This window comes from Sphingobium sp. HWE2-09 (genome assembly GCF_035989265.1).
GTDB lineage: Bacteria > Pseudomonadota > Alphaproteobacteria > Sphingomonadales > Sphingomonadaceae > Sphingobium.
The window spans coordinates 741,229-755,476 of record NZ_JAYKZX010000003.1 but is presented as its reverse complement, the minus strand read 5'-3'; the positions used below and the strand labels follow the sequence as shown (position 1 = coordinate 755,476).

Annotated in this window: 14 protein-coding genes and 2 pseudogenes; 6 read left to right on the top strand and 10 right to left on the bottom strand. The window is 64.5% G+C overall.

All coding sequences use genetic code 11. The annotated features are described in order from the left end of the window. Window positions 1-10: 10 nt before the first annotated feature. The 8 genes from U5A89_RS09155 to glmM all read right to left on the bottom strand — a co-directional run bounded on the left by U5A89_RS09155 (window position 11) and on the right by glmM (window position 6,437). Window positions 11-937, bottom strand: a complete 927-nt coding sequence (locus U5A89_RS09155; protein ID WP_338160848.1) for a bifunctional riboflavin kinase/FAD synthetase — start codon at window positions 935-937, stop codon at window positions 11-13. A 134-nt stretch (window positions 938-1,071) separates the two neighbouring features. Further along, entirely contained in the window at window positions 1,072-1,560 is a 489-nt protein-coding gene (locus U5A89_RS09150) for a dihydrofolate reductase (protein WP_338160847.1), read from the bottom strand. Window positions 1,561-1,684: 124 nt separating this feature from the next. Next, window positions 1,685-2,755, bottom strand: coding sequence for a 5-(carboxyamino)imidazole ribonucleotide synthase (locus U5A89_RS09145; protein WP_338160846.1), 1,071 nt, complete (start codon window positions 2,753-2,755; stop codon window positions 1,685-1,687). Window positions 2,756-2,766: 11 nt separating this feature from the next. After that, on the bottom strand, window positions 2,767-3,255 hold the full coding sequence (purE, locus tag U5A89_RS09140; RefSeq protein WP_338160845.1) for a 5-(carboxyamino)imidazole ribonucleotide mutase: 489 nt from the start codon (window positions 3,253-3,255) through the stop codon (window positions 2,767-2,769). Window positions 3,256-3,392: 137 nt separating this feature from the next. After that, complete coding sequence (locus tag U5A89_RS09135) at window positions 3,393-3,992, bottom strand: ribonuclease HII (protein WP_338160844.1); 600 nt, start codon at window positions 3,990-3,992, stop codon at window positions 3,393-3,395. Further along, window positions 3,985-4,746 (bottom strand): bifunctional hydroxymethylpyrimidine kinase/phosphomethylpyrimidine kinase, encoded by a 762-nt coding sequence (gene thiD, locus U5A89_RS09130; RefSeq protein WP_338160843.1) that lies wholly within the window; start codon window positions 4,744-4,746, stop codon window positions 3,985-3,987. Before thiD ends, U5A89_RS09135 begins: the two co-directional genes overlap by 8 nt. Further along, window positions 4,743-4,967, bottom strand: a complete 225-nt coding sequence (locus U5A89_RS09125) for a DUF1272 domain-containing protein (protein WP_338160842.1) — start codon at window positions 4,965-4,967, stop codon at window positions 4,743-4,745. The genes thiD and U5A89_RS09125 overlap by 4 nt, the downstream gene beginning before the upstream one ends. Before the next feature lie 129 nt (window positions 4,968-5,096). Next, window positions 5,097-6,437 carry a phosphoglucosamine mutase gene (gene glmM, locus U5A89_RS09120; protein WP_338160841.1) on the bottom strand — a complete coding sequence of 447 codons (1,341 nt, stop codon included), beginning with the start codon at window positions 6,435-6,437 and terminating at the stop codon, window positions 5,097-5,099. 138 nt (window positions 6,438-6,575) lie between these two features. Here glmM and U5A89_RS09115 point away from each other — a divergent pair, with 138 nt between their 5' ends. Then, entirely contained in the window at window positions 6,576-7,943 is a 1,368-nt protein-coding gene (locus U5A89_RS09115; RefSeq protein WP_338160840.1) for an alanine/glycine:cation symporter family protein, read from the top strand. Between the two features lie 143 nt (window positions 7,944-8,086). Continuing rightward, a pseudogene (locus tag U5A89_RS09110) lies at window positions 8,087-8,515 on the top strand (transposase); the annotation flags it as partial. Between the two features lie 153 nt (window positions 8,516-8,668). Here the strand turns inward: U5A89_RS09110 and purB are convergent. After that, window positions 8,669-9,984 (bottom strand): annotated as a pseudogene (purB, locus tag U5A89_RS09105) (adenylosuccinate lyase). Window positions 9,985-10,250: 266 nt separating this feature from the next. Between purB and U5A89_RS09100 the strand changes: the two are divergent. Further along, the gene (locus U5A89_RS09100; RefSeq protein WP_338160839.1) at window positions 10,251-10,661 is read left to right on the top strand and encodes an EF-hand domain-containing protein; all 411 of its coding nucleotides are present in this window, start codon (window positions 10,251-10,253) and stop codon (window positions 10,659-10,661) included. 415 nt (window positions 10,662-11,076) lie between these two features. Here U5A89_RS09100 and U5A89_RS09095 read toward each other — a convergent pair whose 3' ends face one another. Next, entirely contained in the window at window positions 11,077-11,289 is a 213-nt protein-coding gene (locus tag U5A89_RS09095; protein ID WP_338160838.1) for a hypothetical protein, read from the bottom strand. A 151-nt stretch (window positions 11,290-11,440) separates the two neighbouring features. On the opposite strand from U5A89_RS09095, the gene U5A89_RS09090 reads away from it, so the two are divergent. The 3 genes from U5A89_RS09090 to U5A89_RS09080 are packed head-to-tail and all read left to right on the top strand — an operon-like array spanning window position 11,441 to window position 14,230. Next, entirely contained in the window at window positions 11,441-12,586 is a 1,146-nt protein-coding gene (locus U5A89_RS09090; protein ID WP_445190638.1) for a fumarylacetoacetate hydrolase family protein, read from the top strand. Further along, a complete protein-coding gene (gene xylB / locus U5A89_RS09085) occupies window positions 12,583-13,341 on the top strand; it encodes a D-xylose 1-dehydrogenase (protein WP_338160836.1) in 759 nt (252 codons plus the stop codon). Before U5A89_RS09090 ends, xylB begins: the two co-directional genes overlap by 4 nt. Next, window positions 13,310-14,230 (top strand): SMP-30/gluconolactonase/LRE family protein, encoded by a 921-nt coding sequence (locus U5A89_RS09080; protein ID WP_338160835.1) that lies wholly within the window; start codon window positions 13,310-13,312, stop codon window positions 14,228-14,230. The genes xylB and U5A89_RS09080 overlap by 32 nt, the downstream gene beginning before the upstream one ends. Window positions 14,231-14,248: the final 18 nt, after the last annotated feature.

Below are 14,248 nucleotides of genomic sequence, written 5' to 3'. Positions count from 1 at the left end.
CTGCGCGGCCTTAAGCGACGTAAGGCGTTCCCGCAAGGATTTGCCGCGCATCGTCGCAGTCCTTCGCGATCCCGGCCATCAGCGCGTCCAGCCCGTCATATTTCAGTTCGGGATGGAGATATTGGATCAATTGCACCTCGATCGACTGATCATAGAGGCTTTCGGCGAAATCGAAGAAATGCGGTTCCAGCAATTCCTTGGGCGGATCGAAGCTGGGGCGGACGCCGAGGTTCGCCGCGCCGTCCAGCACGCGCCCGTCGGGCAACAGTCCGCGCACCGCATAAATGCCATAAGCGGGCCGCAGATACTGGCCCATATCGATATTGGCGGTGGGAAAGCCGATCGTCCGGCCCAGCTTGTCGCCATGCTGCACCGTCCCCTGGATGGCGAAGGGCCGCGTCAGCAGCCGCGTCGCGGTGGCGCAATCGCCAGCTTGCAATGCGGCGCGGATACGGCTGGACGAGATGATCCCCGCCCCGTCCGCCACCGGCGCGATCGCTTCGGCGGGCAGGCCGAGTTGGGCGAAGCTGGCGACCGTGCCGCTGCGCCCATGACCGAAGGTGAAATCCTCACCGGTGACGACAGCGCTGACACCCAACTGATCCGTCAACAGCCGGACATAGGCCGCTGCATCCAGCGCGGCGAGCGACGCGGTAAAATCGAACACCAGCATCGCGTCCGCCCCCGCCCGCGCGAAAAGAGCCGCTCGCTGGTCCAGCGAGGTCAGGCGAAAGCTGGGCGTTTCGGGCCGGAACAGCCGCATGGGATGCGGATCGAAAGTGGCGATGATCGCGGGCCGTCCTTCCGCCCGCGCACGTGCGACGGCACGGCCGACCACCGCCTGATGGCCGCCATGAAATCCATCGAAATTGCCGAGCGCCATGACGCTCCCACGCAGATGCGCAGGAACCGGGGCGCTGCTGCTAAGCCGCTCCATGGCGCGGCCTATAGGGGGGTGGGCGAAGCGTGGCAATGCGCTGTTCATCCTTCATCGCCCCATGTTCCCGCGCAGGCGGAACCCCGGTTCCACGGTCACGGTCAGGCTCCCGCCTGCGCGAGAGCAGATGGTGGCTAACGCCGCACCAACGTCACGAAACTATAGGCCGGACGCCCATCGACCGCAGGATGATCCGCCCGGCCATGTTCGCGCCACGTCCCGGAATTGGGATAAGCGATGCTGGCGTCGCCCTCCGCGTCCATATGCACTTCCGTGAGTTCGATCCGATCCGCCCGATCCAGGAACAGCCGATAAATCTCCGCGCCGCCGATCACCATGACCATGGGTGCGTCGGCCAGAGCGATCGCATCTTCGACGTCATGCGCGACTTCCGCTCCAGTGGCGGTCCAGGTCCGATCGCGCGTCAGCACGATATGGCGGCGATCGGGCAGCAGGCCCGGCAGGCTGTCGAACGTCTTGCGCCCCATCACCATGGGGTGGCCCAGCGTCACCGCCTTGAAATGCTTCAAATCCGCAGGCAAGCGCCACGGCAGGTCGCCATCCTTGCCGATAATTCCATTATCGGCGCGGGCGAGGACCAGGACGATCTCTGCGCAACTCATTCTTCCGCCAACCCGTCATTCCCGCGGAGGCGGGAACACATCTCCCGACCTTGCGGGCTGGGATAGAGTCGGAGATGGATCCCCGCCTTCGCGGGGATGACGAAGGAGGCGGGTAGCGCGGTGCTCATAGACTGAGCCGCGTCACATGCCCCATCTTGCGCCCCGGCCGCGCTTCATGCTTGCCGTAGAGGTGCAGATGATTGGCCGGGTCGGACAGGATCGCCTGCCAGTCATGCGCATCGTCGCCGATCAGGTTGCGCATCGCCACGCCCCGCGCGGCCAGCGCCGTGTCGCCCAGCGGCAGGCCGCAAATGGCGCGGACATGATTTTCGAACTGGCTCGTCACCGCGCCCTCGATCGTCCAATGCCCGCTATTGTGCACGCGCGGCGCCATTTCGTTGAACACCGGCCCGTCGGCGCTGGCGAAAAATTCGCAGGTCAGCACGCCGACATAATCCAGCGCATCGGCGATCCGCTGCGCCATGTCCCGGGCCTGCGCCACCTGCCCCTCTATCACTGCGCCAGCGGGCACGGTGGAGGTGGCGAGAATGCCGTCGACATGCACATTGGCCGCCGAATCCCAGAACCGCACCGCGCAGTCATGCCCGCGCACCAATATGACGGAAAACTCCTGGTCGAACGTCACGAACCCTTCCAGGATCGCGCTTTGGCGCCCGATGGCGTTCCATGCGCCGACCGCATCGCCCGGCTCCGACAAGCGCGCCTGCCCCTTGCCGTCATAGCCCATGCGGTTGGTCTTGAGAATCGCGCGGCTGCCCACGTGCTCGATCGCGCTTTCCAGATCGTCCAGGCTTTCCACCGGCGCGAACGGCGCGGTCAGCCCACCGAGATCGCAGACGAAGCGCTTTTCCGCCAAGCGGTCCTGCGCCACGCGCAGCGCCTGCGCGCCGGGACGGACCAAGCCGTGGGAGGCCAGTACTTCGACAGCCACCGGATCGATATTTTCGAACTCGTAAGTGACCACATCGACGCCGTCGGCAAAGGCGGCCAGCGCATCGGCATCCTCATAGGCGCCCTGCGTCCAGCGCGGTGACACGTCGGCCGCCGGGCCGCTGTCTTCGGGCGCATAGATGCAGGTGCGGTAGCCCAGCTGCGCGGCCGCCGTGGCGATCATCCGGCCGAGTTGGCCGCCGCCGAGTATGCCGATGGTGCCGCCGGGGGCGATGGTCGTCATGGGCGGTCCCTTCAATCCTCGACGGTTTCGGCCACGGCGTCGGTCTGGCGCGCACGCCAGGCGTCGAGCCGCGCCGCCAGCGCATCATCCGTGATCGCCAGGATCGCGGCGGCCAGCAGGCCCGCATTGATCGCGCCGGGCTTGCCGATCGCCAGCGTGGCGACGGGGATGCCGCCGGGCATCTGGACGATGGACAGCAGCGAATCCATGCCTTTGAGCGCCTTGGATTCGACCGGCACGCCCAGCACCGGCAGGCGGGTCATCGACGCGGTCATGCCCGGCAGATGCGCCGCGCCGCCCGCGCCTGCGATGATGACCTTCAGGCCGCGCGCTACCGCGCCGGTGGCATAATCATAGAGGCGCTGCGGGGTACGGTGGGCGGACACCACCTTGCATTCATGGGCGACGCCCAACGCATCGAGCGTTTCGGCGGCATGGCGCATCGTGTCCCAGTCGGACCGCGACCCCATGATGATGCCGACTGTCACTGCCCCGCTCATATGCTGCTTCCCCTGAACGCGCGGATTGTGAAGGCCGCCCGGAAAGCAAAGCCCCTTAGCGGTCGGGCCGCCAGCGGGCAATGCTAATCCGCCCTTTCGACCGACGCCGGTCCGTCGGCGCCGAGCGGACCGCCGCCTTACAGCAGCATCAATTGCGCCACCGGCGCGAAGCTGCGGCGGTGGAGCGGGGTCGGCCCATGTTCGCGCAGCGCGGCCAGATGCCGGGCGCTGCCATAGCCCTTGTTCGTATCCCACCCATAATGCGGATGGTCCGCCGCCGCCGCGATCATCATCCGGTCGCGCTCTTCCTTGGCGAGGATGGAGGCTGCCGCGATCGAAAGGCATTTGGCGTCGCCCTCCACGATCGCGGTCGAAGCCCAGCGCCATGTGGGACAACGATTGCCGTCCACCAGTATATGGGCGCAATCATGGCCCAGCGCATCGACGGCGCGGCTCATCGCCAGCATCGTCGCCCAGAGGATGTTGATCTCGTCTATTTCCGCGACGCTGGCGATGCCGACACCCCAGCACAGCGCACGAGCCTTGATCTCGATTTCCAACGCAGCGCGCTTCTTTGCGCTCAACTGTTTGGAATTGTTCAGGCCGTCGGGGCAGTCTTCCGCGCGGAGGATGACGGCGGCGGCGACCACCGGCCCAGCGAGCGGACCCCTCCCCGCTTCGTCCACCCCCGCGACCAGGCCGGGATGATGGCGCAGTTCGTGGGTGAAATCAGGCATAGACGTGGAAACCGAAGGGCGCCCCCATGGGGCCATGACCAGCGCCAAGGCCGGGCGCGAGGCGAAGCGCTTCGCGCACATATTTGCGGCCACGCTCGATCGCATCGACCAGATCCAGCCCCTGCCCCAGGCCGGTCGCGATGGCACTCGCCAGCGTGCAGCCGGTGCCATGCGTATGCGGCGTGTCGATGCGCGCGTTGCTCCAAGCGTTGAAGACACCGCGCGGCGCGATCAACCGGTCCGTGAGCATCGGGCCTTCGCCATGACCACCTTTCGCCAGGACATGGGTGTCGAAGCGCGACGCGATCTCCTGCCCGCCGAGCGCCGCCAGTTCAGGAATATTGGGCGTGACCAGCGTGGCGATCGCCATCAGTTTTTCGAACGCGGCGATCGTGGCATCGTCGGCCAGCAGCGATCCGCTGGTCGCGACCATGACGGGATCGAACACGATTGGCACGTTATCAAGCTGTTCCAGTCGTTCCGCCACCGCCGCCGCAGTCTGCGCCGATCCGATCATGCCGATCTTCACCGCATCGACGCCGATGTCGCTAATGCAGCTTTCCATCTGCGCCAACACCATGTCGGTTGGGATCGGATGAACGCCCTGCACACCCAGCGTATTTTGCGCCGTGATCGCCGTGATGGCGGTCATGCCAAAGCCGCCCAGCAGCGTCACGGTCTTCAGGTCCGCCTGAATACCCGCGCCGCCCCCGCTGTCGGAACCGGCGATGATGAGAATGCGGGCGGGAGTCATGCCTTGAATTTACGGTCCGTGGAGGCGGGATTTCCAGCGAGCGCCTTGCCTATGCGGGTCGGGCGATCCATCAATTCGCCGCCGCAATTGGGGCAGCGATCGTCCAGCGCCTCCGTGCAGGGCGCGCAGAAGGTGCATTCGAACGAACAGATGAACGCGCCAGGCTCGTCGGCGGGCAGGTCCGTTCCGCAACGTTCGCAGTCGGGGCGCATCTCAAGCATGGAGCGACAGCCGCTTATCATTATTGTCACCCCCGCGAAGGCGGGGGGCCATCTCCCCAGCTATCCGCAATGGCGTAAGGTCGGGAGATGGGTTCCCGCCTTCGCGGGAATGACGATCCGGGGAACAGTTCATGCCGCGGCCTTTTCCACCGCGGCGCAGATGCGTTCCACCACATCCTTGACCTGATCTTCCCGATCGCCTTCCGCCATGACGCGGATCACCGGTTCCGTGCCGGACGGGCGGATGACGAGGCGGCCAGAGCCGTTCAGTTCCGTTTCGGCCTGGGCGATGACGCGCTTCACATCTTCATGCTCCAGTGGCTTGCCGCCGGAGAAGCGAACATTTTTAAGCAGCTGCGGCACAGGATCGAATTGATGCAAAGTCTCGCTGGCGGGCTTGCCGGAACGCACCAGCGCGGCCAGCACCTGCAAGGCGGCAACCGTGCCATCGCCGGTCGTGGCATAGTCGGACAGGATCATATGCCCTGACTGTTCGCCGCCGATGTTGAAGCCGCCTTCGCGCATCCGTTCCAACACATAGCGGTCCCCGACCTTGGTCCGTTCCAGGCCGATGCCCTTGCCCGACAGGAAGCGTTCCAGGCCAAGGTTCGACATGATCGTCGCGACCAGCCCGCCGCCACGCAACCGACCTTCCGCCATGAAATTGGCGGCGATCAGCGCCATGATCTGGTCGCCATCGACCAATCTGCCCTTTTCATCGACCACGATCAGCCGATCGGCGTCGCCATCCAGCGCGATGCCGACATCCGCGCCGGACGACACTACGGTTTCCTGGAGCAGCAGCGGCGCGGTCGATCCGCAGCCATCGTTGATATTGGTGCCATTAGGGGTGACGCCGACAGCGACGACGGTCGCACCCAGTTCCCACAGGGCGGACGGCGCGACCTGATAGGCAGCGCCATTGGCGCAATCGACCACGATCTTGAGGCCATCGAGACGCAGGTCGGCGGGGAAGCTGGACTTGACCGCATGGATGTAGCGACCGCGCGCATCCTCGACCCGGCGAGCGCGGCCGATATCCTTGGACGGGGCAAGCGCAATATCTTGCGACAACAGCGCCTCGATCTTCAACTCATCCTCGTCCGACAATTTGTACCCGTCCGGACCGAACAGCTTGATGCCATTGTCGAAATAGGGATTGTGGCTGGCGGAGATCATCACGCCCAGGTCCGCGCGCATCGAATGGGCCAGCAGCGCCACAGCAGGCGTCGGGATCGGCCCGAACTGCACCACGTCCATGCCCACGGCGGTGAAGCCTGCGACCAGCGCATTTTCCACCATATAGCCCGACAGGCGCGTGTCCTTGCCGATGACGACACGGTGCCGATGGCTGCCACGCAAAAAATGCGTGCCCGCCGCCATGCCGACCTTCATCGCCAGTTCGGCCGTCATCGGCCATTGGTTGGTGCGCCCGCGAATGCCGTCGGTGCCGAAATATTGCCTGGTCATGGCCTCTCCATGCACCGATCAACCCTGGCCCCGCAACCCATATCCGTTTGCCCTGAGCGCGCCGAAGGGCGAACGGTGAAGGAAAGCATCAAGTTTTTCTCGGTCGACTTTCCCCGGTGATCGCGCCATCCCCACGGCATGGAAAATTTCAACCGCTTTGTCGACGGACTGTCCGCCGCCGTCTTCTTCAAGGTGCCGCTGTTCGGCGCGCAGATCGAACTGATCGTGCTCTACCTTGCGCTGCCGATGCTGTTTTTCACGCTCTGGCTGGGCTTCCCCAATATCCGCCAGGTCGGCCGCGCGATCCGCATCCTGCGCACCCAGCCGCGCGAGGGGGAAGCGAAGGGCGATGTCAGCCAGTGGGCGGCGCTCTCCACCGCCTTGTCCGGCACGATCGGCCTCGGCAATATTGCGGGCGTCGCGGTGGCGCTGACCATGGGCGGTCCCGGCGCGATCCTGTGGATGTTCATCATCGGCTGGTTCGCGATGACGGTGAAGATGGCGGAAGTCACGCTCGGCCTAAAATATCGCGTGTTCGACGCGCAGGGCCATGTCCATGGCGGTCCCATGTATGTGCTCAAGGCCGTGGGTGCGGCGCGCGGCTGGCCGAAAATCGGGCTGGCGCTGGGGGGCGCCTACGCCTTTTTTGCCCTGTTCGGCGCGATCCCGATGGTGCAGGTCAACCAGAGTTTCGCGCAGGTAAAGGTCGTCACCGGCCTGACCAACGGCTGGGCCTATGGCGTATTTCTGGCGGCAGCGGTCGCGCTGGTGACGTTGGGCGGTGCGGCTTGGCTGGGCGAAGTGGCCAAGCGGCTGACCCCGATCAAGGTCGCCATCTATCTGCTGGGCGTGGCCGCGATCCTGATCCTGCATCTGGGTGCGATCCCCGGCGCGCTGGCGCTGATCTGGGATGGCGCGTGGAGCGGCCAGGCCGCGACCGGCGGCGCGGTCGGCGCGTTCGTTGCGGGCATGCGACGCGCGGTCTTCGCCAGTGAAGCGGGTGTGGGGTCGGCCGTCATGGCGCACAGCCTGGCGCGAACGCAACATCCGGTGTCCGAAGGGCTGGTCGCATTGCTGGAGCCGCTGCTGGGCACGATGATCGTCTGTGCGTTCGGCGGACTCGCGCTGGTGGTGGCGGGGACATGGAATAGCGGGCTTGAAGGGATCGCGATCACATCCGCCGCCTTCGCCCAGGTATCCCCGTGGTTCCCCTGGCTGCTGGCGGTGGTGGTGTTCCTGTTCGCCTATTCGACGCTGGTCGCCTGGGGCTTCTATGGCCTGCAGGCCTGGGGCTATCTGTTCGGCAATGGCCCACGCGCGCAATGGACCTACAAAATCCTCTACATCGTCGCCCTGCCTCCGGCGGCTGCGATCGACCTGGGTCGGGTGGTCGGCATCGTCGACAGCAGCTTCTTCCTGATGGCGATCCCCAACGTCATCGCACTCTATCTATGCGCCGGGGAATTGCGACGGGACGTGCGGGCTTACCTAGCGCACGACGCTTAACTTCGCACTTTTCCCGCTGATTTGGACATTATGTTACTCAAGTCCGATCCTATCGGAAAGCGGACGCAGTCCTATCTGCTAATGAAAAGGGCCATAACAATCACTCATCCGAACAGTCTGGATGTTTCCCGGCGCGGGCCGGGGGCCAGTTCCACGCTTTGGAGATGCATGTCGGCGTCGATCAAGGATCGGGGATCATCCGTTCGCGCATGCTCACGCCCGCCAAGGTCTATGAGAGCGAGGTCGCCGACGCCCTGGTGATCGGCGACGAGCGCGCCGTCTATGCCGACAGGGCCTATGAGAAGCGCAGTCGGCGGGCTGATCTCAAGGCGCGTGGCATCAAGGATCGCATCCAGCACCGCCGCACCAATGTCCAGCCCGCGCTGCCCCACTGGCAAAGCGTGCGCAACAAACTGATCGGTCGCATCCGCACCGCCGTCGAGCGCACGTTCAGCACCCTCAAATGCGGTGGCTACGGATTGACCCGGATGCGATATCGCGGCCTGTCCCGCTGCTCGGCCCACCTCGACATCGCCATCATCGCCTATAATATGCGCCGCATCACCGCCTGAACCTCGTCTTTTCGCCCGAAAAGGGCGGCAGGCACGAAAAAGCGACATGAGATACACGCGCACCCCTCGCCCCCGGCCGCCGTCAGACGATTGTCAGACCGTTATGCAGAGGGCTCGCCTGCGCGGGAACACGTAGTTTCTATCCGGTTGAAATCAAGCCTCGCCGAACACGCGCTTGAAGATCGTGTCGACCTGCTTGAAATGATAATCGAGGTTGAATTTTTCCTCAATCTGTTCGGCGGGCAGCGCGGCGGTGACGTCGGTGTCGGCCTTGAGCAGTTCCAGCAGCGATAGCTGGCCGTCCGATTCCCACACCTTCATCGCGTTGCGCTGAACATAGCGATAGCTGTCTTCCCGGCTGACGCCCGCTTGGGTCAGGGCGAGCAGCACGCGCTGCGAGTGGACCAGGCCGCCCATCTTGTCCAAATTCTTCATCATCCGTTCGGGGTAGATGAGCAGCTTGTCGATGACGCCGGTCAGGCGGGCCAGCGCGAAGTCGAGCGTGATGGTGGCGTCGGGGCCGAAGAAGCGCTCGACCGACGAATGGCTGATGTCGCGCTCATGCCACAGGGCGACATTTTCCAGCGCAGGCACGACAGCGGCGCGGACGACGCGGGCGAGGCCGGTGAGGTTTTCGGTCAGCACTGGGTTGCGCTTATGCGGCATGGCGCTGCTGCCCTTCTGGCCCGGCGAGAATATTCTTCCGCCTCCAACACTTCGGTGCGCTGGAGATGGCGGACTTCGACGGCGAGCCGCTCGATGGACGAGGCGATGACGCCCAGCGTCGCGAAGAACATGGCGTGGCGGTCGCGTGGGATGACCTGGGTCGACACCGGCTCGATGGCGAGGCCCAGCTTCTCCGCCACATGCTCCTCGACCGCCGGGTCGATATTGGCGAAGGTGCCGACCGCGCCGGAAATGGCGCAGGTGGCGACTTCCGCGCGCGCGGCGATCAGGCGGGTCTTGCAGCGGCTGAACTCGGCATAGGCTTCGGCCATCTTCAGGCCGAAGGTCACCGGTTCGGCATGGATGCCGTGGCTGCGGCCGATGGTGGGCGTCAGCTTATGTTCGACGGCGCGGCGCTTGATGACGTCGAGCAGCTTGTCCAGATCTTCGATCAGGATGTCGGCGGCGCGGGCGAGCTGCACGGCCAGGCAGGTGTCGAGCACGTCCGAAGACGTCATGCCCTGATGCATGAAGCGGGCTTCGTCGCCCACCTGTTCGGCGACCCAGGTCAGGAAGGCGATGACGTCATGCTTGGTCACAGCCTCGATCGCGTCGATCGCGGGGACGTCGATCGCGGGGTTGGTCGCCCACCAGTCCCACAGCGCCTTGGCGGCGGACGGCGGCACGACGCCCAGTTCGCCCAGCTTCTCGGTCGCGTGCGCCTCGATCTCGAACCAGATTTTGAACCGGGCTTCCGGCTCCCAAAGGGCGGTCATCTGCGGGCGGGCGTAGCGGGGGACCATGGGCAAATCCTGCATGTCTGGATGGTTGACGTTGCCGCGCGCCTAGCAGCGTCGCCCCGCCGGGGCAAATCGTCGAGCGCCAGACCGCCAAAACAGCGATGCTCAGGACAAAGACGGACGAGCCGACCATATTTGCAAGACGAATACCGCGACATGAACGCATGTTCAGGAACAATCGCCAGTCGCCATTCATTATTGTTGCAGCATATCGACACGGACCAAGCCTGAATTGGCTGGGTCCATTTAAGAGATGACAGGAGACTGCCATGATCCGCACTATATTATTCACAACCGCGCTGGCGATAGCCGCGCCGGCTATGGCGCAACAGGCGGCACCTGCACCCTCCGCTGGCGCTGCTGCCCCGCAGTCGGCGACGCCTGCCACGCCGAGCGCGACTCCAGCCGCGCCTGCCAACACGGCGGCGACCGTCGCGTCGATCGTCGATAGCGAATTTCCGGCCTATGACGCCAATAATGACGGTCAACTGGACCAGTCGGAATTTTCGCGCTGGATGGTGGCGTTGAAGGGTCAGGAAATGAAGGCTACCGGTGCCACCTTGCCTGCAGAGCAGGTGACGGCCTGGGCCAACGGCGCATTTACGAGTGCAGATACCGACAAGAGCGTATCGGTCAGCAAGCCCGAACTCGTCAGCTACCTGAGTGGCGGCGCGGGTTAACAATCGACATTCCCCACCTTGTCACGAAGGCGGGAAATAAAGAGCCTGAACGGGTCGCACCCGGAGGCGGCATGGATCGAAGGCCATGCCGCCTCTTTTTTGTCCAACGCCATCGCGTCGTTAGTCGCCGGCGCTTTTTGCGGCGGAAGTACGGTGTTTTTTCCGAAGCCAAGGGGCTGTACGGCCGCGAGCCTCTGAAGCGAAGCGCGATTACAGGGCTGGCCGAACCAGTCTTTCGATCCGGGCGAAGTCGATGGGCGGAACATAATGTCTATCACGCGTTCAATCGCGAGCGTGGAACTGGACCCCGGCCTTCGCCGGAGAACAAGGCGCTACATGGTCCTGTCAATTCCGCATGATTAAGCTAACGCCGTTTCTCATTAGAGAAGGCGTAAACTCATCACTATAGCTGCTTTCAGCCCTTCCTGCGGCTATACAGCAAAGCGGCGACGATCGCGGCGGAGCCGATACCGACGGCTGCGCCTGCCCAAACGCCTTTACCCACCGATTTACTGGCCGCGGTGGCGAGGTCCATCTTGTCCTGGTCCGGCGCTTTGGGCGCGATAGACGTCTGGGGCGGGGTGGTGTCTGCGCCGACGTGAGGCGCGCTGTCTTCAGGCTTGCTCATGGTCTGGACGGTTATGCCCCAAAGCGGCGGCGGCGAAAAGCCGGAACTGCGTTTTCTACGACCTTTGGCATTTTGCGCGCCGCCCTCTTGACTTCAACCCCCGATCCATGTTGGTAGCGCTATCAATTGACAACCATATTCTTAGGAGTTGATGATGCCGGGGGATTTCTCCTTCCTCGATAGCCTGCCAGCCGACTGGCGGGCAGGCGCTTTTGTCGGCCGCGTGCTGACGACCGATGGCCCCAGCCCGATCTTGGTGCGCGATGGCGACGCCTACGACATGAGCCGGATCGCCCCGACCGTGGCGCAACTCATTGAAAAACTGCCGATCGACGCAAGCCGGGGTCAAGCCTTGGGTCCGCTCGATAGCCTCACCCTGCCCCTGCTTTCCCCCGTCGATCTGCAATGCGTCAAGGCGTGCGGCGTGACCTTCGCCCTGTCCGCGATCGAACGCGTGATCGAGGAACGCGCGCGCGGCGACGCCAGCGCAGCAGCAGACATTCGCGGCCGGTTGGAGGAGCGCGTCGGCGGCTCCATCCGCGCCGTCGTCCCCGGATCGCCCGAAGCCGCGGCGCTGAAAGCCGCGCTGATCGAAGATGGCCTGTGGTCGCAATATCTGGAAGTCGCGATCGGTCCCGATGCGGAAGTCTTTACCAAGGCACCGATCCTGTCGACCGTAGGCGCAGGCGCCGACATCGGCATCCGGTCCAATTCGACCTGGAACAATCCCGAGCCGGAAATCGTGCTGATCATGGATGCGGCGGGCCAGGCGATCGGCGCGACCTTGGGCAACGACGTCAATCTGCGCGATTTCGAAGGGCGTTCCGCGCTGTTGCTGGGCAAGGCGAAGGACAATAACGCCTCCTGCTCGCTGGGGCCGCTGATCCGCCTGTTCGATGGCGATTTCACGATCGACGATGTGCGCAATGCCGAAGTGGCGCTGACCATCGATGGTCCCGAAGGCTATCGCCTGGAAGGGGCGAGCAGCATGAACCAGATCAGCCGCGATCCGCTGGAACTGGTGCGGCAGACGCTGTCCGAACATCAATATCCTGATGGGTTCGCGCTGTTCCTGGGCACGCTGTTCGCGCCAGTGCAGGATCGGGACGAGCCGGGTCGCGGCTTCACCCACAAGGTCGGCGATGTCGTCGCCATTTCCACGCCGCGCCTGGGCAAGCTGGTCAACACAGTCGTGACGTCGAAGGACGCCACGCCCTGGACCTATGGCGTCACCGCACTGATGCACAATCTGGCCGCGCGCGGCCTGCTGACCGTCGCAGAGAAAGAAACCGCATGAGCCGCGCCATCTACCCGAGCCTGAAGGGCAAGCGGGTCTTCATCAGCGGCGGCGGCAGCGGCATCGGCGAAGGCCTGGTCGAGGCGTTCGTCGGCCAGGGCGCGCATGTCGCCTTTTGCGACATCGCCGTGCCGGAAAGCGAAGCACTGGTCGCGCGGCTTGGCGACGCCAGCTTCAGCCCGATTTTCCACGCTGTCGACCTGCGCGACATTGCCGCTGTCCAGGCGATGATGGGACAGGTGGAGACGCAATTGGGCGGGATCGACATCTTGATCAACAATGCCGCCAATGACGATCGCCACACGATCGAGGAGGTAACGCCTGCCTATTGGGACGAGCGCATGGCGGTGAACCTGCGCCACCTTTTCTTCGCCGCTCAAGCCGCTGTCCCGGCGATGAAGCGCGCGGGCGGCGGCGTGATCCTGAACTTCGGGTCGATCAGCTGGCATCTCGCTTTGCCCGAACTGACATTGTACCAGACCGCCAAGGCGGCGATCGAAGGATTGACGCGCAGCCTGGCGCGTGACCTGGGTCGGGACAATATCCGCGTCAACACGATCATCCCGGGCAATGTGAAGACCCCGCGCCAGGAAAAATGGTACACGCCCGAAGGCGAGGCGGAGATCGTCGCCGCGCAATGCCTGGACGGCCGCATCCTGCCCGAAGACGTCGCCGCGCTGGCGCTGTTCCTGGCGTCGGACGATGCGCGGTACTGCACCGCCCATGATTATTTCATCGATGCCGGCTGGCGCTGAGATCATGGCGCTGGAGATCACCGCCGATCCGCAGAGCGTCCTGTCCATCGGCGCGACGCTGGGCGAAGGCCCGGTCTGGGTCGCGCGCGACGCCGCTTTGTGGTTCGTGGATATCAAGGGGCACCGGATCCATCGCTATGATCCGGCGCTGGACGTCGGGCGTAGCTGGGCCGCACCCGGGCAGGTTGGCTGGATAGTGCCGACCGACGACGGGCTGTTCGCCGTGGGCCTGCAATCGGGCGTCCATAGCTTCGACCCTGCCGCTACGAGCTTCACCCTGCGCCATGCCCCCGAAGCGCATCTGCCGGGCAATCGCCAGAATGACGCGACCGTCGCGCCCGACGGCGCGATCTGGTTCGGGTCGATGGATGATGCGGAGGAAGCCGAAAGCGGCCATTTCTATCGCTTCCACAAAGGGACGTGCGTCGATAGCGGCCTGCCTGCGGTGGCGATCACCAACGGCCCTGCCCTCTCCCCCGATGGGCGTATCCTCTATCACACCGACACGCTGGGCAAGCGGATCTGGCGCACCGACCTGGCGCAGGACGGCACGGTCGGCGACACCCGCCTGTTCGCGCAGATAGAGGACGATGCGGGCTATCCCGATGGTCCCACCGTCGATGCGGAAGGATGCCTGTGGACCGGCCTGTTCGGCGGCTGGGCGGCGCGGCGCTACGATCCCGATGGGCGTGCGATGCGGGACATCCGCTTTCCCGTCGCCAACATCACCAAGATCGCTTTTGGCGGCGACGATTTGAAAACCGCCTATGCGACGACGGCGCGCAAGGGGCTGGACAGCGCAGCGTTGGCGCAGCAACCTCTGGCGGGCGACCTGTTCGCCTTCGATCCCGGCGTGGCCGGGCTGCCGGGCCATATTGCGACGATATAAGATCTAGGAAGGATCAGA

What these genes read in the sequence shown, in the direction of transcription:
- U5A89_RS09080 (WP_338160835.1), top strand. Translation starts at nt 13,310, where the DNA reads ATGATTATTTCATCGATGCCGGCTGGCGCTGAGATCATGGCGCTGGAG.
- U5A89_RS09155 (WP_338160848.1), bottom strand. Translation starts at nt 937, where the DNA reads ATGGAGCGGCTTAGCAGCAGCGCCCCGGTTCCTGCGCATCTGCGTGGG.
- U5A89_RS09100 (WP_338160839.1), top strand. Translation starts at nt 10,251, where the DNA reads ATGATCCGCACTATATTATTCACAACCGCGCTGGCGATAGCCGCGCCG.
- thiD (WP_338160843.1), bottom strand. Translation starts at nt 4,746, where the DNA reads ATGACTCCCGCCCGCATTCTCATCATCGCCGGTTCCGACAGCGGGGGC.
- U5A89_RS09145 (WP_338160846.1), bottom strand. Translation starts at nt 2,755, where the DNA reads ATGACGACCATCGCCCCCGGCGGCACCATCGGCATACTCGGCGGCGGC.
- glmM (WP_338160841.1), bottom strand. Translation starts at nt 6,437, where the DNA reads ATGACCAGGCAATATTTCGGCACCGACGGCATTCGCGGGCGCACCAAC.
- U5A89_RS09150 (WP_338160847.1), bottom strand. Translation starts at nt 1,560, where the DNA reads ATGAGTTGCGCAGAGATCGTCCTGGTCCTCGCCCGCGCCGATAATGGA.
- U5A89_RS09135 (WP_338160844.1), bottom strand. Translation starts at nt 3,992, where the DNA reads ATGCCTGATTTCACCCACGAACTGCGCCATCATCCCGGCCTGGTCGCG.
- U5A89_RS09125 (WP_338160842.1), bottom strand. Translation starts at nt 4,967, where the DNA reads ATGCTTGAGATGCGCCCCGACTGCGAACGTTGCGGAACGGACCTGCCC.
- xylB (WP_338160836.1), top strand. Translation starts at nt 12,583, where the DNA reads ATGAGCCGCGCCATCTACCCGAGCCTGAAGGGCAAGCGGGTCTTCATC.
- U5A89_RS09115 (WP_338160840.1), top strand. Translation starts at nt 6,576, where the DNA reads ATGGAAAATTTCAACCGCTTTGTCGACGGACTGTCCGCCGCCGTCTTC.
- U5A89_RS09095 (WP_338160838.1), bottom strand. Translation starts at nt 11,289, where the DNA reads ATGAGCAAGCCTGAAGACAGCGCGCCTCACGTCGGCGCAGACACCACC.
- U5A89_RS09090 (WP_445190638.1), top strand. Translation starts at nt 11,441, where the DNA reads ATGATGCCGGGGGATTTCTCCTTCCTCGATAGCCTGCCAGCCGACTGG.
- purE (WP_338160845.1), bottom strand. Translation starts at nt 3,255, where the DNA reads ATGAGCGGGGCAGTGACAGTCGGCATCATCATGGGGTCGCGGTCCGAC.